Here is a 26,231-nt window from a genome sequence, read left to right on the forward strand (position 1 = left end):
CCAGGACGTATCTTAAGCCCTCGTCGTGAGACGAGGGCTTTTTTATTCTCTAAAAGAATTTAAAAACCGGATTGGCAAAAAGTGGATCGGTTCCAGAACGGAGTGAGTCCGAATGTCCGATTTACAAGAATTAAAAAAGAAGTTCGGAGTCTCCGAATTCAGATCCTCTCAAGAAAAAATTATCAAAGATGTTTTAGAAGGCAAGAACTGCTTAGTGATCATGCCGACCGGAATGGGTAAATCCTTATGTTACCAATTGCCCGCTCTAGTCTTGGAAGAATTGACTGTCGTTATTTCACCATTGATCGCTCTTATGCAGGACCAAGTGGATAAATTAAAGTCTTTAGGAATAGATGCTGAATTTGTGAATTCTTCTATTTCAAAGGAAGAACGAAATCTTCGTTACGAAAACTTAAAGAATGGAAAATACAAAATTCTTTATGTTTCTCCTGAGAGATTTCGCAAATCAGCCTTTTTGGAAATTTTCAAAACTCGAAAAGTTTCTTTATTGGTGGTGGACGAGGCGCATTGTATCAGCCAATGGGGCCATGATTTTAGACCGGACTATACTAAAATTTCAGAATTCAGGAAGATCTTAAAAAATCCTAGGGTCATCGCTTTGACCGCCACAGCGACTCAGGAAATCCAAAAGGATATAATAAGACAGATCGGATTGTCCGAATCTGAGGTTCATGTTTATAATGAAGGGATTTCTAGACCGAATCTCTATTTAGAAGTTCGGACGTTTGTAGATTCTCCCTCAAAGACAAAGGAACTGATCTCTTATCTGAAACATCTAAAGGGAAATACGATCGTATACTTTAACCTGATAAAAAACATAGAAAGTTTTTCGGAAGTCTTGGATCTGGAAAAGATACGTTATCGAGTATATCATGGGATGTTGCCTTCCGACAAAAGAAGAAAAATACAAAACGATTTTCTAAATTCAAAAGACACTTTGCTTTTAGCTACGAACGCATTCGGAATGGGAGTGGATAAGGCGAATATTCGGACAATCATTCATGCGGAATTACCTTCTTCTTTGGAATCTTATTACCAGGAAATAGGAAGAGCGGGAAGGGATGGTAATCCTTCTGATTGTTTATTGTTCTATAACCAGGATGATCTAGCTGTTCTTATGGATTTTATTGAATGGCAGAATCCGGATGAAAATTTTATGATCCGAGTGCATCGTGTCTTAAAGTCCGTCGGGGAAAAACTATCTTCTCTTGATTATGAAGAACTGCAGTCCATGGTGGTACATAAAAACAGAGGAGATCATCGTTTACAAACAGTACTTAATCTTTTCGAAAGACATGGAGTTACTTCGGGGGATTTAGAAAGAAGGTCCCTTGTTTTGCGCGGAAAATTGCCTGAAGTTTTAACCGATCCGAAGGTCCTGGAAGAACGAAAAAAAGCGAGTTTGAATCGTTTGTATCAGATGCTTATGTATTTAAAGTCTGAGAAATGTAGAAGGGAATTTTTATACGAATATTTCGGCGCCACTTTTCATTCTTGCGAAAATTGTGATATTTGTTCTAAAACTGCTTAGACTCTGGGAATGCAGAATGTGACCTTGCTTCCATTTTTCTCCACTGATTCCACTGAAATTTTTCCATTATACGCTTTTATAATACTGTAAACCAAAGGCAGACCTAAACCGGTCCCAGATTCATTCTTAGTTCCCAATCGAGTGGATTTGATCTCGGTTAAAAATAGATTCGGGATCATATCCTTTGGTATCCCGATGCCGGTATCTTCTACGAAAAATTCAGGATCATTTTTCTCATTAGAAAGACCAATTCGGATGGTATCATTCTCTCTACAGAACTTTATGGAATTGGAGATTAAATTGATGAATATCTCGGAGAATAAGGTCCGATCTACGTTCAATTTCACATCGTCAGGGATCTCATTTATGACCCGGATCTTTTTTGCTTCCGCTTGGGGAAGAAGTTTGGCGAGTACACCTTCCACCTCCGGATACACATAGATAAGGCTATTGTCCAGAGGAAAAGAACCGGATTTGAGCCTATTCAAATCTAAGAGTGTTGCGATCATCTCCAAAGATTGAGAAGAAGTATATTCTGCTCTGGAAATCCATTCTAATAGTGATTCGTCGTCCAATTGTTGGTAATCGTTTCGGATCAATTGTAAGATGCCGATCACGGTTGTGATTGGAGATCTTAAGTCGTGAGTGACCAAGGATAAGAATGTGTCCTTGAGCGAGTTTGCTTCTTCTGCAATATGTTTTGCTTCCGCTAATTCTTTGGTTCTTTCCGATACTTTTTGTTCCAAGGATTTTTGGAGTTCTTCCAATCTGACAAAAGCATTGGAGAATCTGACGGAAAGCATTACTGTCTGAGAAAATAAGAATGCGAGAAGGCCCCAGCTTGCCAAATATTCAGCTTTGATGATCAAACTTTGATTCAAAATATCGTTTAGTGTGGTTAAAAATAAGATCAAGGAGCCTAGTGCAAATAAAATGGCCCCTTCTCGCCTTCTGAATATACAGAGAGCTATCATTATAAAAAAGTAAAGTATACTTACTCCTACAAAACCTTGGAATATCCTGATATAGTTCATATATTCCGTGGAAGGAAGTGCAAGGACTAAGATGAAAAATACGAAACTAACACATATGAATATATAATTAAAATAATAATGGAATTTTTCGCCTGGGAATACCGCTTTCAGAAAGACCGAAAATAAGGGAAGAGCCAAAACAAAGGTCAAAATGTCCAGCTTATGGATGTACACCCAAAGGGAATCCGGTGTGACCTCGTAAATAAATACAGAGCCTGTAAAAAATCCTCTGATACTTAGATCAATGCAAAATAGTCCGAACCAAAGCGCCGATTTGTCGACTCTTCTCATCAGAAATAGGATCAAATGATAAAGACCCATAAAGAAAGTGGCGCCGAAAACTACCCAGCCAAGTGCGACCTGCCTTTTTTTTTCTTCGAATACTGCTAATGTATTTCCGATCTTAATGGATTTGCGGAGTCCACCTGTTATATGATAAAAATTTGATATTTGTAATGTGAGTTTTAATTCTTTGGATTCTTCGTCTATGAGTACGATCGGATGTTTATAAGAAGGAAGCATCTGGGCTCTTGAATTTCCGATCTTTCCATTCTCGATCAGTAATTTTCCATTCAGAAAAAGTTTGAACGCTGTGGAAACGTCTCCGATCTGAAAGGCTAGGTCTTTTACCGGTTTGTCCAATAGAACTGTGAGTTTGTAAGTTCCAAGACCTTCTCCCTCATGTCGGTTGCCATTTTTTGTAAATGAGTTCCAAGCTCCAGGGACCGAAATGATTCCATCTTTGGAAAAAGTTTCGGGAGCCAGGATGGCGTCTGCAAATTCCCAATCTCCGTCTAAGGCAACAGTAGGGAAACGATCTATATCCCAATCTCTCAGATCTAAAATTCCGTCTTTTGCTTGTGGGGAATAGACTTCGGCTTTTTGAGAACATCCCATAAATACCAAGAGAAGAAGTAAATGAAAGACGGATGATCTCATTCTAATAACTAGTCTCCAGTTTATTCTTCGCTTGAAACCTGCATAGAAAATTGCATAAGAATGTTTTTAAAAAAAGACTGAAAACCCTAAGAAGAATCCTCTCAAAATCTCGTAGTTCCCCGATCTGGATCCGTTGCTGATGGAGATAGAAGAAGATGAAGAAATATTATAATTCAGATCCAATTGATCGAAATGTAAGTAACTGAAATAAGAAAAGATCTGGTTATACCCCAAATGAAATCTCATATTCTCATGGAATTTATATTGGAGGGAAATTTCCGACTCATACCCTCTATAAATTCCTTTGGTCCCAGCGCTTCCATTCGTAAAAACCAATGTATCAGGAGAAATGACGGGAGTTCTGAAAAATCTGGTGCCTTCTGTATAAAACAAATCTAAACTTATATTCGCTGAAAAATTTTCAGCAAATTGGTAAGAGGATTGGATGGAAATCTGAGGACCGTACGTATAAAAATATTCTTGAAAAGCTCCGTCTAACATGTATTTGCCGTAGGTATATTTATTGATATTACGAAGACCTCCGCCTAAATATAAATTCCAGTTTCGAATTGGAGAAATGATCTTATAAAAATTTGCTTCGAATTCGGATCTTGCCAGAGGAGAATAATAGAACCTTTCCGCAGATGAACCCATAGAATTGGATCTGATCACATTCGAATTCGGATTGACCAATTCTATTTCGTAATAAGAGATCTCTGCTCTGTAGTTCTTTTCATAGTTTTCATAACTGAAAACTGCAGGAACTAATACCTTTTGGTTTTGTTGCAAATGATTTGTTTCTACGGACTCGTTCGGATCCGTTTTTTCGGAATAAGAAGTGAAGTTATAAGGGATAAAGCTGTAAGTTTGTCTCTTTAATAATAATTCGAATTTTTGTTTTCTTTTTTCAGAAGTTCCGTTCGAGGAAATTTCTTCCGATGCTTGCAAATTCGGAATTAAGAATAAATTTAATAAAATAAAAACATAATATTTCTGATAAAGACCCATATTCTTCTGCACCTAAAAGAATGAGTAGAATTATCTTTTTTAAACCTCAAAAGGTCAACGACTTTCGGATTTTCTAGTATACCTCCGAAACTTTCCAGGGGAAAATTGAATTTTGGAGAAGATATGAATCTATTCATCACCGGAGCTTCCGGTTTCGTAGGCGGTGCAATTGCTCGTCATCTGAAAGAAAAACATAAGGTAAAAGTATTGTCCAGGTCTCCAAAGACGGACGCCGGTTTAACCCAACAAGGTTTTGAGATAGTGAGTGGAAGTTTAGAATCTATCACTGCTAAAGATCTGGCCGGAACAGATATCATAATCCATTGTGCCGCATTCGTCGGTCCTTGGGGGAGTTTCCAAGATTTTTGGAAAGGAAATGTAGAAGGAACTACTCGCTTGTTAGAGGTTTCGCAAAAGGCAGGAGTCAAAAGATTCATTCATATGGGAACGGAGGCGGCTTTGTTTCATGGACAGGATATGATTCAAATTGATGAGACTTATCCTTATCCTAAAAAAACTCCTTACTATTATAGTCGTACTAAGGCAGAAGCAGAGAGAAGGGTAGTTTCCGCAAATCATTCGGGCTTTGAGACAATTGTTTTAAGGCCTAGACTCGTTTGGGGCCCGGGAGATACGTCAGTTCTTCCTGTTCTAAAAAAGATGGTAACAGAAGGGAAATTCATGTGGTTGGATGGGGGAAGAGCCAAGACATCCGTAACCTGCATTCCGAATTTGGTTCATGCAACAGAACTAGCTTTGACTAAAGGAACACCGGGACAAATCTATTTCATCACAGACGACGAGGACAAAACTGTAAAAACATTCCTGACGGAGATGATGCAAACCCAAGGAATCACGCTTCCTAAGGCTTCGATACCTTCTGCACTTGCCGGATTTTTAGCGATGATAGTGGAAGGGATCTGGAGAATATTCGGAATTCGTAAAGAACCTCCAATGATGAGATTCCCCGTGGATATTATGGGAAAAGAATGTACTATCAGGATAGACAAGGCCAAGAAAGAATTGGGATACAAACCTGTGGTCAGCGTCGCACAAGGTTTACAATTAATGAAAGGCTAACTTCCTAGCGTTAAACTTTGCTTCCGGAAACTTCTTCCTGCGCGCTTTCTAATTTTGCGCTCTTTAAAATTGTGTCGAGTAGGCCTGGGAATTTTTTTTCCAGGTCTTCTTTGCGGATGATGGAAAATCTCTGAGTTCCTTCGTATCTAGTGAAAATCATCCCCGCGTCCCTTAATTTCCCCATATGGTATGAGAGATTTGTTTTAGGAGCATACACGAGAAAGGTGGAACAATTGGATTCTCCTTTTTCTGAAAGGTCCAATAAGATCTTCCTTCGGATCGGATCGCTTACTGCCTCGAATATGGAGTTCAATTCAATCTGATCTAAATTGGGATGAGTTGGTTGTTTAGACATCTGAATTTTTTTCCAAGTACTCCTTATAAAGTTCAATAATATTTGAACAAAAGATTGACAAGTACTTTCTAAGTTTTAAAGTTCAAATATTATTGAACTAATAGGGAAATGCCCTGTTTTGCCATAAAACCCAAAGATTGAGCAAACGGGACAGAGGAGACTCCTATGATAGTGCTTAGGTCGATTCAGAAAACCTACCAATTTGTTCCGATTTTGCTCTTTTCCTTCTTTTTGATCACTCCTCTTTTCGGAGATGAGGTGAGGCTGAAATCCGGCAAAATCCTGAAAAATCTGAAGTTGGAGAAGGAAGCGGAAGAATATTATATTTTTAGCTTGGAGGACTCTATCCCGGTCCGGATTTCTAAGTCTGAGATCGCAAGTGTTCAAACAGAAAACAATGTCCAAGAGGTGAAGGACCAGAAACAAGTCCCTCAAAAAAGAAATTATGATCTTGTTTGGACCCAATCCTTGACCAATGACGTGTTCATCAACGGGAACAGTTTATTCGGAAATGCCTTTGCTAGAAGAGGAGATCTACCTTATTCGGAAGTTCCAAAGTCTTTGATCCTAGATACGATGGTGAATATCCCAACTCCTGTAGAAGGTTTGAATCTGATCATCAGGGATTATTCTCCTTTGACAGGAAGAACGAATCGAGACGTAGATGGAGTTTTTCAATCACATCCATACGGGCCAGGTGTTGATCTGGAGAAGGTTGCGGAAGATCCGAATACAAACAGATTGAGAAAGGAGCCTAACGGACTGAGAGAAGGTCTCGCTACAATCCTTAATTATAAATGGTCCACCAATCGTTTAGGAGATTGGAATGCAGGTTGGATCTATTATGCGAATAACCAGCCTAGTTTTGCTCTGGGACTTTTTACCTTCGGTTGGGCATTGCCTGTATTCAAGTATATTCATCCTACTTATACTTATAATGTGAGAGTGACTTCGGAAAGAATTGGCGGTTCAAGTATCGCAGGGGAGAAGGATCTGGAGTCCGGATATCCTACGAACGCGTTTAATGGTACAACTTTTCATAGATTCTCAGTATTCCATGAATACGAGATCACTGAAAATTTCAAGATCCAACCTGGAATCGATTTCGGATACCAATATTATAATGACAATATAGATAGAAGGTCCGGATTTAAGAATATAGATTATAAGGTAACCGTAAAGTATTTGGGATTCTCTTTTTCACTCACAGACGTTTACAGACCGAATACTTACATGATAGATAATAATTATTATTATCCAAACTCGGTAGGAGGTCAAACGGTCGGAACAGTTCCAGGAGCAACTTGGGTAGGCCCGCTGACAAGTAATACGAACGACGGTTTGACTATAGATCCTTCCAAAGGTTATGGACTCGTGAACGATTTTATCTTAAGTTCTATCCAAAATTCCGGATTGGACCCTAACGTAAAACAGGCCTTAGTGAATAAACACTTGGAGCAGAAGATCCCACTTCATAGTATCATCTGGTCTTTTGGATATTCTATTAGGATCTAAAATTAAAACCGGAAGGAAATATTAGAAATTAAGAATCTAATTTTTCTTCCGGCTATTTTTCTAAAGATCAAGAAGCTCTTCCGATTCTGGTTGCTTCTTCCACTTCTACAAGTTTTCCCGTTTTTACATCGTAAAAATATCCGTAAACAGGAATGTCCTTAGGGATCAAAGGATGGTTTCTGATCCTTCTCACATCATCTACCACACTTTTTTCCAGACTTTCGAATGTTAGAAAAGAGATAAACTTTGCTTCATCGGATCCACCTGATTCTTCTTTGTTCTTCCATCCGCTGGAATCCACAGTTGCGGTCTTAAGGCTTTTTTCCAAAAGGTTACGGATGATCTGGTCTGTGAATAATGCCATCCCGCAATCGGAATGATGGATCACGAAAAATTCCTTTGTGCCCAAAAGTTTATGGGAGATGATAAGAGATCGGATCGCATCGTCACTCGCTCTTCCTCCCGCGTTTCGAATAACATGAGCGTCTCCTTCCGAAAGGCCTGCATACTTAGCAGGATCCAAACGAGCATCCATGCAGGTTAGGATCGTAAAACTTCTGGCAGGGGGAAGCGCCAATTCTCCCTTTTTACCGAACTCGGAAACGTATTTCTGGTTCGCCTCAATGACTTCTTGGTGCACTTTGCTGGTTTCTTTTTGCAATACAGTTGAGTTTGACATGGCGGATATTGTATCCGTAATAACAGAAATGGCTTCCAGTTTTAGCAAACGGCTAAGAAAAAGGAGGAAGGAGTGAGTAATTGTTTGGTAAGAAGGCCAGTATTTTAAGCAGGCAAGTCGGAGAAGGTGCTCGAGTGCCTTGTTGGAATTCCAACATTCCATTTGTATATGCTTGGTTTAATTTAGAAATAAATTATTTCCATATTTACTTTAACTTCTTCACCCAGCCCAACACACACCAAGCGTGAAATAACGTAAAAATCTTTAAAAGAAGAAGATAAGTGCCGATTCTCTAATTTCTTTCAATTATATTATACTTTAAGAATGTATAGTTTTCTATTATATAACTACTTTAAATAAAACGAATGTTTTAACTTACTGATGATTTTTGAAACCTACTATCAAGTTGGAAGATAAAAAATTCTCATAATCGTAACTTTTTTTGCCTTCATCCCTTGACCAATTTTAATTATAGAACTATTCTAAGCGAAAATTTTGTCGGCAATATCGAGTGAAAGTTATTATGTTTTCAAAAATCGATTTTAAGTTTTTACGATATATATTTCTTATATTCGTTTTTTATTGTATAGGTTGCGACTCGCAAAAGAAGAAGGAGGCAAATTTAGCAGAATTTACCTATATTCCGAGCGGAATTTTAGGATTACCGGACTTACCTGTCCCCAAAAACAATCCTCAATCCAGTGACAAGGTGTCGTTAGGCGCTAAATTATATTCTGATAAAAGATTTAGTGCCGATGGAACTGTTTCTTGCGCCACCTGTCATAAACCTGAACAAGCATTTGTAGACAGGCTTAAAGTCTCTAAGGGGATCAAAAATCTTACAGGAACGAGGAACGCTCCTACAGTATTAAATGCAGCTTATTATAAAACACAGTTTTGGGATGGAAGAAGGAGCGATCTAGAGGGACAGTCTAAAGATCCTCTCTTAAATCCGGTAGAGCATGGCTTATCTAGTCATGATGATTTGATAAAAATTGTAAAATCGGATCCGGATTACACTTCTAAGTTCAAGACAGTGTTCGGGATCGATCCAAATGCTATCCAGATAGATCATGTTGCCTTAGCGATTGCATCTTTTGAAAGAACCATTATTTCAGGAAATTCTCCTTTCGATCGTTATAGATTCGGAAAGGAAGAGAAGGCATTATCTGAGTCCGCGATCCGTGGTTTGAATTTGTATATGGGCAAGGCTAGATGCCAAGATTGCCATACGATAGGCGAAACATACGCAATTTTTACGGACGATAAATTCCATAATTTGGGAGTGGGTTTCAAAAGGATACAGCCTAAGCTAGAGGAGATCCTTCAGAAAAAAGCGGAGGCCAAAAACAGTCCGACTTCCGACCAGGAAATACTAACGAATCTTGAATCTTCCGAGTTGGGTAGATTTGCTGTGACAGGAGTTAGTGAGGATCTGGGAACGTTTAAGACTCCCGGTCTTAGGAATATCGCATTAACTTCTCCTTATATGCATGATGGAAGTTTGACAAGCCTAGAGCAGGTAATCGACCTGTATGATAGAGGCGGAGAGGCAAATCCTTTTTTAAGCAGCGGTATCCGTCCCTTGGGACTGAGCGGGCAAGAGAAAGCAGATCTTGTGTCTTTTTTGAAATCCTTAACAAGTCCGGTTTTGCCTAGCATGCCAAAATAGGCGGACCGGAAATATTCCGACGAGGAGGGGAGTTATGGAAGAAGGGAAACTGAGCAGGAAAGATTTTTTGCGCAGAACTGGGGGGTTACTCGCTGCGAGTATTGTTCCGATGAGTTTGGTTGAGATTGCCTGCAGAGGAAGAGGGAAAGGTTCTCATGAAAAATTTACCTTTGCGTTCATATCCGATCCTCACCTAACGCATATTAAAGGAGCAAATTTCGTTCGGAATTTTGATAGCGGTTTGAATAAAGCAATCGAAACGGTGAACCTAATGTTCCCAAGGCCTGACTTTGTGGTATTCGGAGGAGATCTTGCACAGTTAGGAAAAAGAGAAGAATTGGAGCATGGTATGGAGCTTCTCTCCAAACTAAAAGTTCCGGTCAAGTTCGTGATCGGAGAACATGATTATTATTTGGATATGGGAAATTATTGGCAGGATAAGATAAGCAAGCTGAATTATTCCTTCGATCATAAGGGGGTTCATTTCGTTGTCCTGAACAGTATCTTAACTTATGATACTTGGATCAAACGTTGGAAAACTCCTGAAGAACGAATGAATGAGATGGCTCGTTTGGATAATCCAAACGGTTCTCCTTTTATGGTGGGTGATGATCAGATCGCTTGGTTGAAAAAGGATCTGGAGAATGTAATGAGCGGAACTCCATTAGTGGTCCTTTCTCATTCTCCATTATATAAAATTTATAAACCCTGGAATTTCTGGACGGACGATGCTGAAAAGATCCAATCCGTTCTGAGTAGGTTTGATAATGTGACCGTTTTTCACGGACATGTTCATCAAGTCTTATACAATCAGATCAAGAATATTAGCTTCTATGCATTGATGTCTACTGCTTGGCCTTGGCCATATCCGGAGAGCTATACCCAGTCGCCGAATTATATTCCTAAGATGACTGTTTTTATGAATCGTCAGGATCCATTCCATGAGAGAGACGGAACGGGTTGGGCATTCGTGAACATGGACAATGCAAGAGAGGAAATGCATTATAAACTTTGGGAGAATAAGGATCGGATCGTAAAATACGACGATTCAGCAGGACATCCGGTGGATTCTACTTACCAAAAACCGGAATCTAGAATTCTTCCTCAAACTCATTATTAGGAGAATCTTATGGACTATCCGCATATTTTTAGAGATAGATCTAAATACAAAATTATATTCGGGATCTTCGCATCCGTTTCCTTTCTGATTTTCGGGACCGTTTCCCTTGTCTTCGGGGACGATTGGGAGAAATCAAACGAAGACAAATGGAATGCAGCATTTATGGAGACAGTTGCACAAGGGGAAAAGCTGTTTCATGGGCCTCAATTAGGCGGTAATACTGTCCAATGTGCCATGTGTCATCCTAATGCCACCAATACACATCCGGAAACTTATCCTAAATTTCAGAAACAGATCGGTAAGGTTTCCACATTGAGGGAGATGATCAACTGGTGTATCCAAAATCCTTTACAAGGAAAACCTCTGGCTTATGACGATCCTAAAATGATCGCATTGGAAGCGTATATCATGTATGAGAGAAGGAACTCCGTCTTGGTTCCTGGAAAACATTAGAGGAAATGAATATGATCAAACCTGTTTTGTTTTTAGGGATTCTTTTAAGCTTATTCTTCTCTTTAGTTTTTTGTGGCTCTGAGATCAGTGATTCCAGGTGTAAATCTGATCTGGAAAAAGGACTTTTTCTATTCGGAACTGTAGAGGACATCCATTCAGAAAAACCGATCTCTGTGAGGGAATCTTTCTCCTCAGGAAGTAAGGATTTGCTATACGTGCCCTTCTCCGCAAAAGTAAAACTAAAGGAAGATGTTCGCAACTATGTTCATCATGCTCAAGAAGGCAGATATCATAGGGAGTATGTTGGCTGGGTAATGCAAAATTCCATAAACAAATCCGGAACGGAGAAGTTATTACATTTTTCATTGCTCGCAAACCTTTCTTCTGCTCGCTGGTATGATGCAAAAAGTGGGCAGATAATTCCTTTGAAGGGAGTTCTTAGATATAGAAAAGAAGGAAGCGAGTGGGTCTCCTTAGGAGCATTTGATAATTAATTTTTTCGAATATGCAATGGTCGGGACTGGATCGTTTTCTTTGGGAAATGAGAAGGTCTCGTTTTCATTACCACAGCATTTGATCCGCAGGTCTACTTGCGGATTCTTTTTAGTTGAGTAGGTTTGGTCATTCTTCTTTATAAAAAACTAATGTGAGATCCGTTTATCGCTTTTCTTACGGGTCTTATCTCCAATCCATTGGAACGTTTGGACTAATGCGATTAGAACAAAAACCGTCGCAAACATGATATCGTCCTCGTATCTATAATATCCGAATCGGATGGCAAGATCTCCGATTCCTCCTCCTCCTACGATGCCGGCCATTGCAGAATATCCTAATAAACTGATGGTGGTAACGGTAATTGCGGACAAAATCCCAGGCAATGCTTCCGGTATCAGAACTTCTCTAATGATCAGATGGAGTTTTGCTCCTGTGGAAACTGCCGCTTCTAAAACTCCCTCCGGGATCTCTCTCAAAGATGTTTCGACTAACCTGGCTAAGAATGGAATGGCAGCCACGGAAAGAGGGACTGAGGCTGCGAGTGGACCGATTGTAGTTCCTACCAAGGATTGAGTGAGTGGTATGAGAGCCACAAGTAAGATCACGAATGGAATGGAGCGGATGAGGTTTGCCAATACCCCCAGTACTGTATGAAAGAATCTATTTGGAATAAATATTTTTTTGTCGGTGAGATAGATCAAAAATCCTAGAGGAATTCCGAATACTAAGGCACACGATAAGGAGATCCCGAGCATCAAGAATGTTTGTCCGAATGCATTGATTAGTTCCGGAAATAATTCTATCCATTTGGAAAAATTCATCTGAAAATTTCCTCCACAGTGGCTCCGTATCGAACGAATGCTGATCTGATTGTGTCAGTACTTTCGTCAGAAGGATCCGTTTCTAGATAAAAAACTCCGATCGGTTTACCCGAAATATATTCAATTTTACTGTGAATGATATTCGGAATCTGGTTTGTAGCGCGGATGACTTTTCCAAATACCGGCTCAGTAGCGATCTCATTTTTCAGGACCACTCTTAAGATTCTTCCTTCCGTTCTCGCCAAGGTTTCTTCCGGAATAGAATTGGTAAAAGCGTGGCCCGTAAGCTTTTTAGTGATTTCCTGAGAAGGATCTGCAAATAGGGAATATACAGAACCCGTTTCGATCAATTTACCTTTTTCTAATACTGCAACAGAATTACAAATTTCTCGGACCACATTCATTTCGTGAGTTACGATGAGTATTGTGATCGAAAATTTTTTATGAATATCTCTTAAAAGTCCTAAAATGGAACGAGTGGTTTCCGGATCCAAAGCTGAAGTAGGCTCGTCGCATAAAAGCAGGGTAGGGTGATTTGCGATCGCTCTTGCAATTCCCACCCGTTGTTTTTGCCCTCCGCTAAGCTGATTCGGGTAAGAATCTATTTTATCTTCGAGTCCGATCAAGGAAAGGAGTTCGATCACTCTGGAACGGATCTCTTCTCTTTTCCAACCTGAGGCTTTTAAGGGAAGAGCTATATTATCGAAAACCTTACTGTTTAATACCAGATGAGATTGTTGGAATACCATCCCAACCTTTGATCTATGATGTCTGAGTTCTTCTCCTTTTAAATGGGAGATGTCTTCGGATTGGAAGAATACCTGACCAGAATCAGGTGTTTCTAGTAAATTTGCGAATCTAAGTAAGGTGCTTTTTCCGGCGCCGGTAGTCCCAATAATGCCGAAAATTTCTCCCTTATCTATCTTTAAAGAGATGTCCTCTATAGAAGGGTGTGTAGATTTCGGAAACGTTTTAAAAACGTTCCGAAATTCTAATATAGTTAGCGAGTTCTCTTTTACTTCCGTTTTCCGAACCATTCAGGTTTTTGGAATCCTTTAAAGTCTTTGTCTACGACTGTTTCGAAGTTTTCAGACTGCACCGCCTCGACTATGTCTTTAGCGAATATGCTATCTTTCTCTTCGTCACGGACAACGATGATATTTTTATGCTCTTCTGCCAGTTTTTCCAAGATCACCGCTTTTGTCAGATCCAATCCTGATGCGATCGCGAAATTCCCGTTGATCGCTGAAAAGTCAGTACTTTCCAAAGATCTAGGAAGTTGAGCCGCCTCTAAAGGTAAGAATTGGATTTGCTTTTTATTTTCGGTAATATCGCTTAAGGAAGCCTTAGTAGGAAGCGCGTCCGGATTTACTTTAATAAAACCTAATTCTTGGAAAAGTTTTAAAGCTCTTAGCAAGTTAGTAGGATCGTTAGGTAAAGCAATGGAAGCCTTCTCTTTTATGTCCTTAGGATTTTTAGTCTTTCCTGCAAACACAGACATAGGAGCAGTAGGAATATTGATGATCGGGCTTAGCTTTAGATTCTTATCCGCGGTAAATTTTTTTAGATAAGGAAGATGTTGGAATAAATTCGCATCTATATCACCGGAAGCTAATGCAAGATTTGGTTGAATATAATCGCTGAACTGAACGATCTCTATCTTGTATCCCTTCTTCTCAAGATCCGGAAAGACACCTTTTTTCAGAAGGTCCCCGTAAGGCCCGGGGCAAATCCCTATCTTCAGATTCTTTCTATCTCCGGGGAGATTGGGAGCTTCTTTCTTTCCGCAAGCAGCTAAAAAAGGAAGAAGGGCCAGTAATATAATAAATAACTTTCTATTCATAGGATCACCTATAGTCGGAATTTTGACTAGTCCAAAGATTTACGAATTAGGTCTTCTTGGATACTATAAAATTCTGTTATAGTGAATAAAATGTTTAATATAACTTGTTTAGGAGGTAATCCCTATGTGGGAAGGGTAGGAACTCCTTAAGGCAAGGATTCGGCGTATTCTTTCAATTTGGCTAAGAATCGATCGGCTTCCGGATAGGTCAGGTGCAAGGCGTCGCTGTCTTCGTAGATATCTTTATTATCCGTAAACCAAAGGTATTGAGAAGTAGGAAAATTTTTCAGAACGGTCTCCCTGGTCCTGGTTTCTTTTGCGGAGACCAGAATTTCGGGATGCATAGGCATTTCAAAGAAAATAGGTCGGATACCTTTGGCTTCTAACTCTTTTAGAACGGAAGTTAGATACGTTATTCTATCATTCAACTTTTTTTGCTCTACAGCGGCCCCATACCAACGTTTTACTTCTTCCAGATGCTCCTGTTTTAGCTTTTTGGAAATTTCGAGAGCTTCTTTTTCTTCCTTTGGTTCAGGCTTGGCATCGGCGGCAAAAAAACGATCGGTAAATTGGATCACAAATCCTACAGCATAGTTCAAGGGTTGCTTTTCGGACCTTAGAACGGGAAAATTCCTTCTAGTAAAAACAAAAAACGGCTCAGTATTCTCTTGGGAGAATTTTTCATTCTCCTTTACGGAAAGCTGATTTACTTCTATTAAAACGAATTTGGGAGAAGTATCCGAATTTTTTAATATAGATAATCCTGTAAGTGCGCCTTCGCCCACTAAGGAAAGATTGAACCAGCCGGAGTTTTGTTTAGGTAACATTCTGTCCGACATGGAAGATCCAACGATCACATATTTGGAATCTTTTCCTTCCGTTAAAAAACTTTCTACACGAACTCTGTTGTGCTGCCACCAACTCTGTTTTGGTATCTTCCGGGGAGAAAGAGAATATACAAAACTAGAATACAGTCCTAAGAAAATCAGAAAGAAGATAATAAGCCGGAGAAAAAATTTCATAATTAAAACTGAAAATAGATGAAGGCCGCAGAAGGCCCCTTGTTTAGAACGATCAGAAATAGAAGGAACGCATAGCCGATAACGGAAACATTTTCGATCGTTTCTTCCGGATATTTTTCCTTATACCATCCGTAAAAATGATAGAAGAATACGGGAATGGAAAAGAATATTATGAATGTACAAAGTTCCCAATCCGTTCCCAGACTTAAATTAGTTCCCAATAGTTTTAAATATTTAATCGCAGTTCCGAAATCAGGCAAACGGAAAAGTAACCATAAAAGGGAAACGCTTAAGAATACAAATCCGGCTTTTAAAAAGGAGAAGAAACGATTCTCAGGTAATTTGAACGGAAGATTCTGGTCTAAAAATCTTTCTATTAATAATAAGAGTCCGTGGCCAATCCCCCAGACCATATATCTCCATTCTGCCCCGTGCCAAAGTCCGCCCAAGGCCATTACCAAAAATAGATTTATATAAGTCCTGAAATTTCCTTTTCTGTTTCCTCCAAGAGGAATGTACAAATAATCCCTGAGCCAAGTAGAAAGAGAGATATGCCATCTTCTCCAAAATTCGGAAAAGTTCGAAGAGATATAAGGAAAATTGAAATTTGTCGGTAACTTATAACCGAATAAGAAAGCGGTTCCGATCGCGATCAAAGAATATCCTGCAAAGTCCGCAAAGATCTGTGCAGAATAACCAAAGATCAAAAGTATTAAAGTAAGCGTAGAATGGTGAGCGTTATAAGGAAAATCGATAACAAACGTTAGATCATTTAGGTTATCTGCGATCACCGTTTTTAAAAAATATCCCAGGATCAATATCTTTGCGGCTTGGATCCAAGGAATATCCTTGAAATCTTTCGTTTTTATCTGAGGAAAAAACTCCTTTGCTTTAACGATTGGCCCGGCTACTAGCTGAGGAAAAAAATTGATATAGAGAGAAGATTGTAGGATCAGTTTAGGGTATGGGACCTTCTCCTTGAAAATTTCCGAACCTATTCTATAAAAGTCCACGACCATGCTGATCCCATGAAAGGTATAAAAAGAAATACCGATCGGAAGTGGGATTAAAAAGATCCAATGTAGCTCCGAGGGTCCTCCACTTCCCAGGAAAGTTTTGGCAAATAACCCGCTATATTTAAAGAAAAATAATACACTTAGATTTAGGATCACGCCCAATCCCAAGACCGCTTTTTTAGATCCAAAATCCGGGGTCTGGATCAGATATACGATACTCGCGTTCCAAAAGATAGAGAACAAAAGTAAAATAAGCAGCCAAGGATCTGTATATGCATAAAAATAAAAACTTGCGGCGACTACTGTCAGAAGTTGGAATCTTTTTAAGAAAGGAATGTAGTAAAGAACAAAGGTAATCAGTAGGAATATGAAAAATCCAAAACTATTAAAATTCATAGGAAAGAAAATCTGACTGGTTCAAATTCTTTCCTGGAACCCTTAGGTCAAGAACCTATTATACTTCTCGGGGCTCCTTCACCAAAAACATTTCGATCTCTCCCTTGTTCTTGGCCTTGATGAGTCCCCTGGACTCGCAGACAAAATCTTCTCTTATAAAATGGAACGTATCCAGGGAGATATTCACTTCTCCCGGGACTCCGGAGCTTTCCATACGGCTTGCGGTGTTGACTGTGTCTCCCCAGATATCATAAGCAAATTTTTCTGTACCAATTACTCCTGCCACCACACTCCCTGTATGGATCCCTAAACGTAATTCCCACGTAGGAAGGCCTAAGTTCTGTCTTTCTTCTTTCTGTTTTTTCATGAATTGTTGGAATTCCAACCCGCAGAAGACCGCATCTCTTGCGTGGGTATGATTTGGCGTAGGAAGTCCGGCAACGGCCATGTATGCATCTCCGATTGTCTTGATCTTCTCCAAACCGTATTTTTTGGCGATCTTATCAAACTCTGCAAAGAAGAAGTGAAGTTCCTTCACTAGTTCCTCTGGGGTCATTTTTTCGGCGATCTGGGTGAAACCTGCCATGTCGGTAAATATTACTGTAACGCTATCATAACGTTTTGGCTGGACCGTATCGTTCATTTTTAATTCGTCTGCGATCGATTCCGGAAGGATGTTCCTAAGTAGATTATCCGATTTTTTTCTTTCTATATTCAGGTTCCTGCTAAGTATGAAGATCAGTATTCCTGTCAGGATCTGGACAAAAATATAGTTTCCTCCCAGATCCATATATTCCGCGTCCCGATCTTTTTGAGGAACTATGAAATTAGGGTAAAGATATTCGAATATGTATAGGAAGCCGGTGACAAATGCATAAAACGCATAGATGAAAAAGATATTATGATTTTTTAAAAGAATAGTGGCAATCACCAATGCTGGGATAAAATAATAATGATTCCCTCCATTAGAACCCCCATGCAAGAACCAAAGAGAAGATAAATATGCAAGTATAGTTAGATTTAACGGCCAGAAAAGAACGTAATAAATATTCTTAAATCTGGAAAAGTAATACATGATGAGTAGAATGGTGCCGGAGATCAAATTTAAAAGAATGACCCGGTGAGAATATTCGGTTGTCTCTTCGAAGATCGAGCCTAATATATTCAAACTTCCGTTTACTAGCGAGATTGCGTTGAAAAGTCTGTGTTCCAAGGAGTTCTTTTTCGGATCTCCGAAGATCAAATAAATGAGCTGGACTAGCTTTTGTTTCATAAAATTCTCCGGAATTTGAGAAGTTTAAATATTTAGAGCAGGGATAAAACTTTCATACTTGGCAAAAAATTGCAAGCATCAACTGGAAAGGTCGGACACATTCCTGTCCCCGAAATAAAAATTGTACAATTCTTTTACTATGGAAAATAAGCCGGCGGCTTTAGCTTTTGACTGTCTGGAAATTTTAAATAATATCTTCCATTGAGAGAATAGTATGGAATATCTTTCTCTTAGCGAAAATCTGGGATCGTATAAGTTCGTAGATTCGGAAGTGACTCCATTTAATTCCACTATATGAAGATCTTTCCCCTCTAAAAAATCTTTGAGGGAAGAAAATCTAATATCGTATCTTCCAAAATAAAAACCTGAAAAGGATGAGGAAATCTCATGGATCTTATTTTCCAATTCGGGAGTAATCCATTCCGAACCGTCCAAAAATAAAGTTCCCTGACAATGGTTTCCAGCTTCTGAAAGAAGAATATTCTCTCCTAATTTAGGGACTTTGTCCCAAGTTTCCGAAAATCTTTTTTGAAATCTATCTTTCTGTATTTTAAATCTAGAATGGTTTTCTACTAATTTCGAAAGAGTAGAAATCCCATTTCCGATTAATCTTGGAAATACTTTTCTGGTGATAGAGAATATTTTACCCAGGGAACTATTCGGATATCTATAATAAAAGATCCCAGCCTCGAATGGACCTGGATGAAATTCTTGGACGAGCAGGTCTACATTTGATTCTAGTAAACATTCTTCCAAATGTTTTGGGCTTTGGATCTTTCTGACTCCTTGCCCTCTTTGTCCAGAATCAGGTTTTAGTATGACAGGGAATGTTAATCCAAAAGAATTCATTTTTTCTAAAATAGAATTTATGTCTTTGGAACCTTTTGGAACTAAAAAGAATTTTAATACATGTTCGGGATCTAATTTTCGTAAGATTTGATATTTAGATTCGCCTACGAGGCCGCCTAACGGAATGCTTGGGTTTGCCGCCGCAATTGTTCCAAATCCTAAGGAAGAAATTGATCCTGATCGGATAGAACGAATGGATTCAAAAGCGATATAAGGGATCAAAGGCAGATACAATTTCCAAGTGGGCCAAAATTCCATCGGATCAGATTGCCTAAGCAAATCTTGTTCTGTCTGTGTTTCTAACATTTTAGATGACCGGATCCCAGGCCAAAATAAGTCGATTCGTATTATATTGAAGGGTAGAGATCGCAAACCCGAAACTTTCCGGAATATCTTCGAACCCAAGATCATGTTCGAGAGCTACTCTTATGATCGCTTCGTGGTGGATTGTATGCTCCTGCACGTATAGTAGTTCTCTTTCCCAAGAAGACATTACCACATTCTCGGATCCTAAGGAAGAATGTACCAAATACGAAACTTGGACTTCTCCTTCCCAATCTCTAAGTTCGAATTCTTTTCTTAATTCTAAGAGTCGATCCGCGGCCGAGTTGGGAGAATTTTCATAAAGTGGATTTCTTTCTCTTCGGTCATAGGAAACGAGCCCTGTATCATAACCGTTCAATAATGCTTCCGCAAATTCCAAACAATGACGGACTTGTTTTCCTATACTCGCCCCGGACAATAGATGCAAAGGACGAGTGTAATTTCTTTCCGAGATTCTAAGTAGTAATTCCGCGAATCTTAAAAAGATGATCTCGAGAGAATCGATTAAGTCTGATTTCGTCTGTCTCATTGACGTAGACTTCGGATATTGGCGGTTTAGGTTACATTGAGGAATAAAAAAACGCCCGCAGTATACGGGCGTTTCTCAGCGGGCGATTCGGTAGGTTATCAGCCGAATTTTCCTGAAATATAATCTTCTGTTTCCTTTTTGGAAGGATCGTGGAACATCTTTTTAGTAGTATCGAATTCCACCAAACGCCCCATATAGAAGAAGCCTGTGTAATCGCTTACGCGAGCAGCTTGCTGCATATTATGTGTCACGATCACGATTGTATATGAATCCTTGAATTCAGAAATGAACTCTTCTACCTTTTTAGTGGAGATAGGATCCAAAGCGGAACAAGGCTCATCCATTAAGATCACTTCAGGATTCATTGCGATCGCTCTTGCGATACATAACCTTTGCTGTTGTCCTCCGGAAAGTCCAAGTGCGCTATCGTTCAATCTGTCCTTGACCTCTTTCCAGAGAGCGGATTTTCTCAAACTTTCCTCAACAATATGATCCATCTCATCCTTAGAGACTTTGCCGTTCAGTTTCAGACCGTAGGCAATATTCTCATAAATGGATTTAGGAAAAGGGAAGGATTTTTGGAAAACCATTCCGACTCTTTTTCTGAGTTCTACAACGTTCATTAGAGGATCGTAAATATTGATACCGTCTATTTCCAGTTTACCGTTTACTTTAGAGCTATCGATCACGTCGTTCATACGATTTATGGATCTCAAAAAAGTGGACTTACCACAACCGGAAGGTCCGATGAACGCTGTGACCTTCTTCGCATGAATTTCTAAAGAGATATCATGTAATGCCTGGTTCTCACCGTAGAAAAAATTGAAATGGCGGGATTTTATTTTTACTTTTGTATCTTTCATCTGCGATTAACTCCTCGCATCTCCAATAAAAACGTTATACATGGGCCTTGCCCCTGGATTTCCTGATTCTGTATCTTAAGAATGTTGCGAAAAAACTCATCCCGAAGGTAAGAGTCAATAATACGACTGTGGTTGCATATTGTTTCGGCATGGCGGCATCTACGTCCGGGGACTGGGTAGCCAATACGAACAAATGGTAACCTAATTGCATAAATTGATCGGAAAGATGAGTAGGTAATTCTGGTAAGGAATATACTACTCCTACGAATAATATTGGAGCTACTTCTCCCGCTCCTCTTCCGATTGCAAGGATCGCCCCTGTCAAGATCCCAGTCAAAGAATTCGGTAAAATCAGTTTCCAGATAGTCTGCCATTTGGTTGCGCCTAACGCGAGACTGGATTCTCTCATTTCTCTAGGAATACTTCTCATGGTTTCTTCTACAGAGATGATGACTACGGGTAGGGTGAGAATAGCAAGAGTTGCCGCCGCCCAGATTAGGGCCGGTTTTCCCCAAACTGGAGTAGTATTACTCGCAACATGGTCCATTCCTTTTCCAATGAACTGGATGAAGAACCCGACACCGAATAGACCGAATACGATGGAAGGAACTCCTGCCAAAGTATTGATCGCAAATCTTACGGTCATCGCGAACTTAGAATCTCTTACAGTGTATTCGGAAAGAAAGATCCCGGTTGCTGTCCCTATTGGAATGCTGCATAAGACCATTATAAAAACTAGATATACGGTCCCGTAGATCGCAGGAAAGATCCCGCCTTCTAAGTTATTGTTCCTTGGCGCCTCGGTAAGGAATTCCCAGCTAATTCCGGAAAATCCTTTATAGAATATGTTCCCGAGCATAAGGAGGACCGCTGATAAAATAAGTCCTGTAGCAAGCATGGGAGCGCCCAACGCTAATATGGAGTAAATTTTATCTTGGATGACTCTTTTTCTTTTAAGTCTGACTTTTTTCCATTTCAAAGAGGTTTACCAAATCTTGTTCGTCAAGAGCCTTGGAACTTTTTCATGAGCCGTTTTTTGACGTACAACTCAGTGATTGCGTTCAAGGAAAAAGTGAATAGGAATAGAAGCACACCTAAGAAGAACAGAATATTATAATGTTCTGATCCCCAGATGACCTCTCCCATTTCTGCGCCGATCGTGGCGGCGAATGTCCTACTCGGATCAAAAATACCGAAACTCATCATAGGAGCGTTACCTGTAGCCATAAGAGCGATCATTGTCTCTCCGAAAGCCCTTCCGATCCCTAAAAGTACGGCAGCGAATACTCCAGGCAATGCTGCAGGAAGCATAACTCTATAAGCGGTTTGCCATTCTGTAGCACCTAATGCCAAGGATGCCTGTCTATAGGATTGAGGCACAGTGCTTAACGCATCTTCTGCCACTGTAAAAATGATAGGAGTGACCGCGATCGCTAAACCGATCCCTCCAGTGAGCGCGTTCAATCTGAAATCTATATCGAAGGTTGCCTTTACAACGGTGGCGACATCCATCAAACAGAAAAATCCGATCACTACGGAAGGGAAGTTTGCAAGCATTTCGATGGCTGGTTTTACGATCTCTCTCACCCTGCTAGATACAAAAAACGTAATATTCAAAGCGGCTAAAATAGCTAAGGGAGCTCCGAGTAGGATCGCTATGATTGTAGTTTTTGCGGTGCCCACGATCAAAGGTAGGATACCGAACTTAGGAACGGATGAGACCGGCTGCCAAACCTTACTGAAAAGATTTTCTAAAAGAGAAAGTTTTTCAGGTTCAGGCGTGGAAACAGTTAGTGCCTTATTCAATTCTAAAGTATCTCCGTCCGGATTGTATTCCGCAGGAGCATCCGAACTGGAGTCAGGATTATATTCCGTAGGCGCTCCGGAGCTTTGACTAGCGGAAGTGGCTTGCGGAGGATCTGAGAAGAATAAGGAAGAAGCTTCTCTAAAGACGAAGAAAAAAATAAGAAGAATGATAAGGATGGAAGTGGCGGCAGTCCCTTTAACGAAGGTTTCCGCGAAAACGTCTATTTTTCTTCTGCTCGGATGTAAAAGATATCTCAGCAGAGGATCGAGTTTGCTCATTAAATGTTCCGAATTCTGGATTTATGAAAGGCCCTCGTTTCCGGGAGCCTTTCACACAATATTACTTTTTCTTAAGAGGGAAGTAACCTACGTCCTTCACTACTTTTTGTCCGTCTTTTCCGATCACCCAATCGATAAACTTTTTAGTTTGGTCTTTAGGCGCTTCTCTCAGATAAAAATACAGATATCTGGAGATCGGATACTTGTTGGTCAAAATATTCGCTTCGGTTGGAAGTTCCGCTTTGGAGTTTGCGTCAGCAGAAACAGCTAGATCTTTTACTCCTGAAGCGTAAGCTGCTCCACCGTAACCGATTCCCCACTTATCTTTGGAGATTGCGTTTACTAGTGCTGCAGTTCCTACCATATGTTGTGCAGAAGGATCAAAGTCTTGTTTTTCTAAAGCGTGCTCTTTGAAATACTCGTAAGTTCCGGAATTATTTTCTCGGCTATACAATACGATTTTATGATCTTCTCCGCCAACTTCTTTCCAATTGGTGATCTTTCCGGTGAAAATTTTGCGGATTTCTTCCAGAGAAAGTTTAGCGACTGGATTCTTTTTGTTTACATAAAGAGAAATGCCGTCGATTGCAACCTTGATTTCCACACCGTTGGAATTATATTTTTCCTTTAATTGTTGGATTTCTTGAGGTTTGAGAGGGCGAGAAGCGGAACAAATATCCGTGGTTCCGTTGATCAGCGCTGCGATCCCAGTACCAGATCCTCCTCCAGTAACTTGGAATTGAACGGATTTATCCGGGAAGGTTTCGGTCCATTTTTGAACCAGGATAACCATCGTATCGGATCCTTTAATGGTGATTGTCTTTTTCTCTTCCCCGGATACGGAAAATGAAGAAAGAGCGAATACTAATAAGACAATAAGTCTTAAACCTATCTTTTTCATCTGTTTGATATTTCTCCTGAAATATTTTTGAATTATAAACAAGAACCGTTACGAACGGATTTCTCAAATATTACAATCCTGATACACTCCGTTCTATTGCATAGATTTGGCATTTTAACGCATTCTATGAAAATAAACCCCTGACTGCAAGAAAGTACAGGGGTCTTTTATTGTTAGTTGGTAGGAAATCCTACTGCTGCTTTGATCTTATTCCCGCAGTCTCCCCCGGCTTGTCCCAGGTTTGGATCACAGGTATAATATTTGAAATTCACAGGACTTGCGTTTGTAGGAATTCCTGAACCTAAGAAACCCAAACTACTGCAAGTAGAAGTAGAAAGAGCGGACTTTCTAAGTTCTGTGTCCAGAGAATGTCCAAACATTACATAAAGATAATAATTCGTAGGAGATATCGTTGTATTAGAAACTCCTAGAATAGTGAAATGATCGTAACATTCTCCGGTATAATCTGTAAAATTTCCTGCAACTTCAGCAACTACTATGGATTTGTTCCCATCGTCTGGAGTACCGACCAAGGCTCCTAATAGAGCCGAATCATCCTTTGTGTCGGAAGAGCAAGAAATAGCCAATAATCCCAAAAGTGGAAGTATGAATTTAAGTTTAGATTTCATAAAATAATCCTTCTCCTCTTCTTAATCTAACCTGGTGTTCAAATGGTCCGGTGTGACTGTTCCGGTCCAGAAAGTGGCCTGAAGTTGGAAATAGACGGTTTGATTGTTAATAGTTTCTGGTTCTCTTGTCACAGGATCAATTCCCAATTTAAGAACAGGGATTTGGTAGAATAATTGAGCCTTGAACAGGTGTTTGTCCCCGAAAAGATTTAAACCAACCCAGTAGTATTTTTTCAGATCGTTATCTTCTATCTTACCGTTACGATTGAAATCACCTTTCAGGAAGTCATATCTGAAAACAGGCATGATATAATATTTATCGAATATTTGGATATTATATCCAACCGTTGCCTGCCATCCGGAAAGATTATTGGAAGCCGCGCCAGTATATGTAGTATAAGCACCGCTCAAATAGATACCGTTCCAAGTCATGGTCCCGTCGTAAGTATAACCTCTTAGGTCCAGATTTTTTTGGCAATAGCTGGTTTGGTAGCTCGGAACAGTACAATCTGCAGTACTGTTGTCCGCAGTGGTTTGTGTAGTAAGAAGATACTGAGTAGGAGCTCCTCTTGGGATAGCACCATCCACTGCAAGAGTGGAAGCAGGACCTGAACTAAAGCTTACGTTCTTTGTTTGCATAGTCGCAGCACCCAAGGAAATTTTCAGATCTTTTTGGAAGATCTCTTCTCCTTCTTGCCAACCTACATTACTACCGTTTTCTTTTACGATACCGCCGAGAACGTTCCATTGAACTCTCGCAAAATATAAAGGAGAATTTAGGATAGGCTGGTTAGGTCTACCTGCAACGGTCAGATCTTGGCGTCTACCGGTTCCATAGTCACCGCCGGCTCCATGTCCGTTACCTGCCATTAGATCGATAGTCAGATATTTTTCGTATTTCCCTTCGAAAAAATCTTTCAAAGGAGAAAGTCTTAGGTTTACACCCATATCGAACTGAGGATACGCGTTTGTCATATAAGAACGTTCTAATGCGATGAAGTTTGCGGAAGACATCAGATATTCTCTGTGGAATTGAGTAGGTAATTGACCGAAGCTCAATCTTGCTCCCAGGATCGGAATATTCACAAAAAGGAATGCTTCTTGGATATAACCCCTGTTTTCTTTTAGGGAAACACTAGTTACTTCTCCGGTACTGTTCTTGGTTTGGGTGAGATAAGGAGCGTTCAACATGTTCTCTCCCCTTAGATTCACCATCATTCCCCACCAGGAATTTCCTTGGTATTGCAATCCCAATCGAAGACGTCTGAAGTTCCAATCTACAGAATTAAAATCTTCAGTTCCGTTATTATAATTGGATCCGGTCTGAGCGGAAATACCTCTAAATTGGATCCTACCGGTGATGGTAAGTTTTTCCTTTTGAGGTTCATCAGGTCTGCTTGTGAAATGGTTTGGATAAGGATTGAACTTAGGATCGCTCTTGTTGATCGCCTTGTCCATCTTACTTTTAAAACGACCCGGACCAGGTTTGGTATACAATTGCCCGTCCTGATCTTCATAAATAGTGAATTCTTCCGGTTTAGGCTTTTCTACCTTAGGAGGCTCGCTAGCCTGCGCAAGTTCCGGTCCCGGTGAAGTGCCTTGGGAGAAAATTGCCTGGGAATAGATGACAAGTCCTAGGATAAGAAATTGAGATTTTAGCCCCTCTAAGTTCTTTCTCTTTTTAGATTTCTGCTTCATTCAGAGTTACCTTTTTAGATTCGCTTCCCGGTTTTCCGCTCGAGCGAATTCTGTTTTACGTTTAGGTAACAGAATGATCT

25 protein-coding genes are annotated in these 26,231 nt (G+C 39.9%); 7 read left to right on the forward strand and 18 right to left on the reverse strand.

Annotated features, from left to right (window positions below; all coding sequences use genetic code 11):
• The first annotated feature begins 112 nt into the window (after positions 1–112).
• Positions 113–1,552 carry a RecQ family ATP-dependent DNA helicase gene (locus LPTSP_RS00120; RefSeq protein ID WP_108926836.1) on the forward strand — a complete coding sequence of 480 codons (1,440 nt, stop codon included), beginning with the start codon at positions 113–115 and terminating at the stop codon, positions 1,550–1,552.
• On the opposite strand, the gene LPTSP_RS00125 is transcribed toward LPTSP_RS00120, so the two are convergent.
• Together LPTSP_RS00125 and LPTSP_RS00130 are read right to left on the reverse strand one after the other, a co-directional pair.
• A complete protein-coding gene (locus LPTSP_RS00125) occupies positions 1,549–3,525 on the reverse strand; it encodes a sensor histidine kinase (RefSeq protein ID WP_108926837.1) in 1,977 nt (658 codons plus the stop codon). The two genes, LPTSP_RS00120 and LPTSP_RS00125, sit on opposite strands and share 4 nt — an antisense overlap.
• A 66-nt stretch (positions 3,526–3,591) precedes the next feature.
• On the reverse strand, positions 3,592–4,533 hold the full coding sequence (locus LPTSP_RS00130) for an LA_2444/LA_4059 family outer membrane protein (RefSeq protein WP_108926838.1): 942 nt from the start codon (positions 4,531–4,533) through the stop codon (positions 3,592–3,594).
• A gap of 123 nt (positions 4,534–4,656) precedes the next feature.
• Between LPTSP_RS00130 and LPTSP_RS00135 the strand changes: the two genes are divergently transcribed.
• Positions 4,657–5,613 (forward strand): NAD-dependent epimerase/dehydratase family protein, encoded by a 957-nt coding sequence (locus LPTSP_RS00135; RefSeq protein WP_108926839.1) that lies wholly within the window; start codon positions 4,657–4,659, stop codon positions 5,611–5,613.
• 10 nt (positions 5,614–5,623) lie between these two features.
• On the opposite strand, the gene LPTSP_RS00140 is transcribed toward LPTSP_RS00135, so the two are convergent.
• Complete coding sequence (locus LPTSP_RS00140; RefSeq protein ID WP_108926840.1) at positions 5,624–5,968, reverse strand: ArsR/SmtB family transcription factor; 345 nt, start codon at positions 5,966–5,968, stop codon at positions 5,624–5,626.
• Between the two features lie 165 nt (positions 5,969–6,133).
• Here LPTSP_RS00140 and LPTSP_RS00145 point away from each other — a divergent pair, with 165 nt between their 5' ends.
• Positions 6,134–7,483 (forward strand): hypothetical protein, encoded by a 1,350-nt coding sequence (locus tag LPTSP_RS00145; RefSeq protein WP_108926841.1) that lies wholly within the window; start codon positions 6,134–6,136, stop codon positions 7,481–7,483.
• Between the two features lie 67 nt (positions 7,484–7,550).
• On the opposite strand, the gene LPTSP_RS00150 is transcribed toward LPTSP_RS00145, so the two are convergent.
• Positions 7,551–8,162: a beta-class carbonic anhydrase gene (locus LPTSP_RS00150; protein ID WP_108926928.1), complete on the reverse strand. Its 612-nt coding sequence runs from the start codon at positions 8,160–8,162 to the stop codon at positions 7,551–7,553.
• A 523-nt stretch (positions 8,163–8,685) separates the two neighbouring features.
• Here LPTSP_RS00150 and LPTSP_RS00155 point away from each other — a divergent pair.
• The 4 genes from LPTSP_RS00155 (at position 8,686) to LPTSP_RS00170 (ending at position 11,901) form a co-directional block, all read left to right on the forward strand.
• Positions 8,686–9,834: a cytochrome-c peroxidase gene (locus LPTSP_RS00155; RefSeq protein WP_108926842.1), complete on the forward strand. Its 1,149-nt coding sequence runs from the start codon at positions 8,686–8,688 to the stop codon at positions 9,832–9,834.
• Positions 9,835–9,901: 67 nt separating this feature from the next.
• On the forward strand, positions 9,902–10,954 hold the full coding sequence (locus LPTSP_RS00160; protein ID WP_245915418.1) for a metallophosphoesterase family protein: 1,053 nt from the start codon (positions 9,902–9,904) through the stop codon (positions 10,952–10,954).
• Between the two features lie 9 nt (positions 10,955–10,963).
• Complete coding sequence (locus tag LPTSP_RS00165) at positions 10,964–11,407, forward strand: c-type cytochrome (protein ID WP_245915419.1); 444 nt, start codon at positions 10,964–10,966, stop codon at positions 11,405–11,407.
• 11 nt (positions 11,408–11,418) lie between these two features.
• Positions 11,419–11,901 (forward strand): hypothetical protein, encoded by a 483-nt coding sequence (locus LPTSP_RS00170; RefSeq protein WP_108926843.1) that lies wholly within the window; start codon positions 11,419–11,421, stop codon positions 11,899–11,901.
• A 147-nt stretch (positions 11,902–12,048) separates the two neighbouring features.
• On the opposite strand, the gene LPTSP_RS00175 is transcribed toward LPTSP_RS00170, so the two are convergent.
• From LPTSP_RS00175 to LPTSP_RS00240, 14 genes are all read right to left on the reverse strand, one after another.
• The gene (locus tag LPTSP_RS00175) at positions 12,049–12,723 is read right to left on the reverse strand and encodes a methionine ABC transporter permease (protein WP_108926844.1); all 675 of its coding nucleotides are present in this window, start codon (positions 12,721–12,723) and stop codon (positions 12,049–12,051) included.
• Positions 12,720–13,760, reverse strand: a complete 1,041-nt coding sequence (locus LPTSP_RS00180; RefSeq protein WP_108926845.1) for a methionine ABC transporter ATP-binding protein — start codon at positions 13,758–13,760, stop codon at positions 12,720–12,722. The genes LPTSP_RS00175 and LPTSP_RS00180 overlap by 4 nt, the downstream gene beginning before the upstream one ends.
• A complete protein-coding gene (locus LPTSP_RS00185; RefSeq protein ID WP_108926846.1) occupies positions 13,739–14,566 on the reverse strand; it encodes a MetQ/NlpA family ABC transporter substrate-binding protein in 828 nt (275 codons plus the stop codon). Before LPTSP_RS00185 ends, LPTSP_RS00180 begins: the two co-directional genes overlap by 22 nt.
• Positions 14,567–14,712: 146 nt before the next feature.
• Positions 14,713–15,588, reverse strand: a complete 876-nt coding sequence (locus LPTSP_RS00190; RefSeq protein WP_108926847.1) for a hypothetical protein — start codon at positions 15,586–15,588, stop codon at positions 14,713–14,715.
• Positions 15,589–15,590: 2 nt separating this feature from the next.
• Entirely contained in the window at positions 15,591–17,000 is a 1,410-nt protein-coding gene (locus LPTSP_RS00195) for an MBOAT family O-acyltransferase (RefSeq protein ID WP_108926848.1), read from the reverse strand.
• Between the two features lie 58 nt (positions 17,001–17,058).
• Positions 17,059–18,273, reverse strand: a complete 1,215-nt coding sequence (locus LPTSP_RS00200) for an adenylate/guanylate cyclase domain-containing protein (protein WP_108926849.1) — start codon at positions 18,271–18,273, stop codon at positions 17,059–17,061.
• A gap of 78 nt (positions 18,274–18,351) precedes the next feature.
• On the reverse strand, positions 18,352–19,428 hold the full coding sequence (locus LPTSP_RS00205) for an ATP-grasp domain-containing protein (RefSeq protein WP_108926850.1): 1,077 nt from the start codon (positions 19,426–19,428) through the stop codon (positions 18,352–18,354).
• Position 19,429: 1 nt separating this feature from the next.
• Positions 19,430–19,975 (reverse strand): hypothetical protein, encoded by a 546-nt coding sequence (locus LPTSP_RS00210; RefSeq protein ID WP_108926851.1) that lies wholly within the window; start codon positions 19,973–19,975, stop codon positions 19,430–19,432.
• Positions 19,976–20,073: 98 nt separating this feature from the next.
• Positions 20,074–20,838: a phosphate ABC transporter ATP-binding protein PstB gene (gene pstB, locus LPTSP_RS00215; RefSeq protein WP_086446858.1), complete on the reverse strand. Its 765-nt coding sequence runs from the start codon at positions 20,836–20,838 to the stop codon at positions 20,074–20,076.
• Positions 20,839–20,872: 34 nt separating this feature from the next.
• A complete protein-coding gene (gene pstA, locus LPTSP_RS00220) occupies positions 20,873–21,817 on the reverse strand; it encodes a phosphate ABC transporter permease PstA (RefSeq protein ID WP_108926852.1) in 945 nt (314 codons plus the stop codon).
• Between the two features lie 23 nt (positions 21,818–21,840).
• Positions 21,841–22,923 (reverse strand): phosphate ABC transporter permease subunit PstC, encoded by a 1,083-nt coding sequence (gene pstC, locus LPTSP_RS00225; RefSeq protein ID WP_108926853.1) that lies wholly within the window; start codon positions 22,921–22,923, stop codon positions 21,841–21,843.
• A 61-nt stretch (positions 22,924–22,984) separates the two neighbouring features.
• A complete protein-coding gene (locus LPTSP_RS00230) occupies positions 22,985–23,824 on the reverse strand; it encodes a phosphate ABC transporter substrate-binding protein (protein WP_100768999.1) in 840 nt (279 codons plus the stop codon).
• A gap of 173 nt (positions 23,825–23,997) precedes the next feature.
• Positions 23,998–24,453, reverse strand: a complete 456-nt coding sequence (locus LPTSP_RS00235) for an LA_3150 family lipoprotein (RefSeq protein WP_108926854.1) — start codon at positions 24,451–24,453, stop codon at positions 23,998–24,000.
• 21 nt (positions 24,454–24,474) lie between these two features.
• The gene (locus LPTSP_RS00240; protein ID WP_108926855.1) at positions 24,475–26,151 is read right to left on the reverse strand and encodes a hypothetical protein; all 1,677 of its coding nucleotides are present in this window, start codon (positions 26,149–26,151) and stop codon (positions 24,475–24,477) included.
• Positions 26,152–26,231 lie beyond the last annotated feature (80 nt).

This window comes from Leptospira johnsonii, from assembly GCF_003112675.1.
GTDB lineage: Bacteria > Spirochaetota > Leptospiria > Leptospirales > Leptospiraceae > Leptospira_B > Leptospira_B johnsonii.

Bases quoted from the DNA above. Each gene is read 5' to 3' on its own strand.
- LPTSP_RS00120 (WP_108926836.1), top strand. From the start codon at position 113: ATGTCCGATTTACAAGAATTAAAAAAGAAGTTCGGAGTCTCCGAATTC.
- LPTSP_RS00125 (WP_108926837.1), bottom strand. From the start codon at position 3,525: ATGAGATCATCCGTCTTTCATTTACTTCTTCTCTTGGTATTTATGGGA.
- LPTSP_RS00130 (WP_108926838.1), bottom strand. From the start codon at position 4,533: ATGGGTCTTTATCAGAAATATTATGTTTTTATTTTATTAAATTTATTC.
- LPTSP_RS00135 (WP_108926839.1), top strand. From the start codon at position 4,657: ATGAATCTATTCATCACCGGAGCTTCCGGTTTCGTAGGCGGTGCAATT.
- LPTSP_RS00140 (WP_108926840.1), bottom strand. From the start codon at position 5,968: ATGTCTAAACAACCAACTCATCCCAATTTAGATCAGATTGAATTGAAC.
- LPTSP_RS00145 (WP_108926841.1), top strand. From the start codon at position 6,134: ATGATAGTGCTTAGGTCGATTCAGAAAACCTACCAATTTGTTCCGATT.
- LPTSP_RS00150 (WP_108926928.1), bottom strand. From the start codon at position 8,162: ATGTCAAACTCAACTGTATTGCAAAAAGAAACCAGCAAAGTGCACCAA.
- LPTSP_RS00155 (WP_108926842.1), top strand. From the start codon at position 8,686: ATGTTTTCAAAAATCGATTTTAAGTTTTTACGATATATATTTCTTATA.
- LPTSP_RS00165 (WP_245915419.1), top strand. From the start codon at position 10,964: ATGGACTATCCGCATATTTTTAGAGATAGATCTAAATACAAAATTATA.
- LPTSP_RS00170 (WP_108926843.1), top strand. From the start codon at position 11,419: ATGATCAAACCTGTTTTGTTTTTAGGGATTCTTTTAAGCTTATTCTTC.
- LPTSP_RS00175 (WP_108926844.1), bottom strand. From the start codon at position 12,723: ATGAATTTTTCCAAATGGATAGAATTATTTCCGGAACTAATCAATGCA.
- LPTSP_RS00180 (WP_108926845.1), bottom strand. From the start codon at position 13,760: ATGGTTCGGAAAACGGAAGTAAAAGAGAACTCGCTAACTATATTAGAA.
- LPTSP_RS00185 (WP_108926846.1), bottom strand. From the start codon at position 14,566: ATGAATAGAAAGTTATTTATTATATTACTGGCCCTTCTTCCTTTTTTA.
- LPTSP_RS00190 (WP_108926847.1), bottom strand. From the start codon at position 15,588: ATGAAATTTTTTCTCCGGCTTATTATCTTCTTTCTGATTTTCTTAGGA.
- LPTSP_RS00195 (WP_108926848.1), bottom strand. From the start codon at position 17,000: ATGAATTTTAATAGTTTTGGATTTTTCATATTCCTACTGATTACCTTT.
- LPTSP_RS00200 (WP_108926849.1), bottom strand. From the start codon at position 18,273: ATGAAACAAAAGCTAGTCCAGCTCATTTATTTGATCTTCGGAGATCCG.
- LPTSP_RS00205 (WP_108926850.1), bottom strand. From the start codon at position 19,428: ATGTTAGAAACACAGACAGAACAAGATTTGCTTAGGCAATCTGATCCG.
- LPTSP_RS00210 (WP_108926851.1), bottom strand. From the start codon at position 19,975: ATGAGACAGACGAAATCAGACTTAATCGATTCTCTCGAGATCATCTTT.
- pstB (WP_086446858.1), bottom strand. From the start codon at position 20,838: ATGAAAGATACAAAAGTAAAAATAAAATCCCGCCATTTCAATTTTTTC.
- pstC (WP_108926853.1), bottom strand. From the start codon at position 22,923: ATGAGCAAACTCGATCCTCTGCTGAGATATCTTTTACATCCGAGCAGA.
- LPTSP_RS00230 (WP_100768999.1), bottom strand. From the start codon at position 23,824: ATGAAAAAGATAGGTTTAAGACTTATTGTCTTATTAGTATTCGCTCTT.
- LPTSP_RS00235 (WP_108926854.1), bottom strand. From the start codon at position 24,453: ATGAAATCTAAACTTAAATTCATACTTCCACTTTTGGGATTATTGGCT.
- LPTSP_RS00240 (WP_108926855.1), bottom strand. From the start codon at position 26,151: ATGAAGCAGAAATCTAAAAAGAGAAAGAACTTAGAGGGGCTAAAATCT.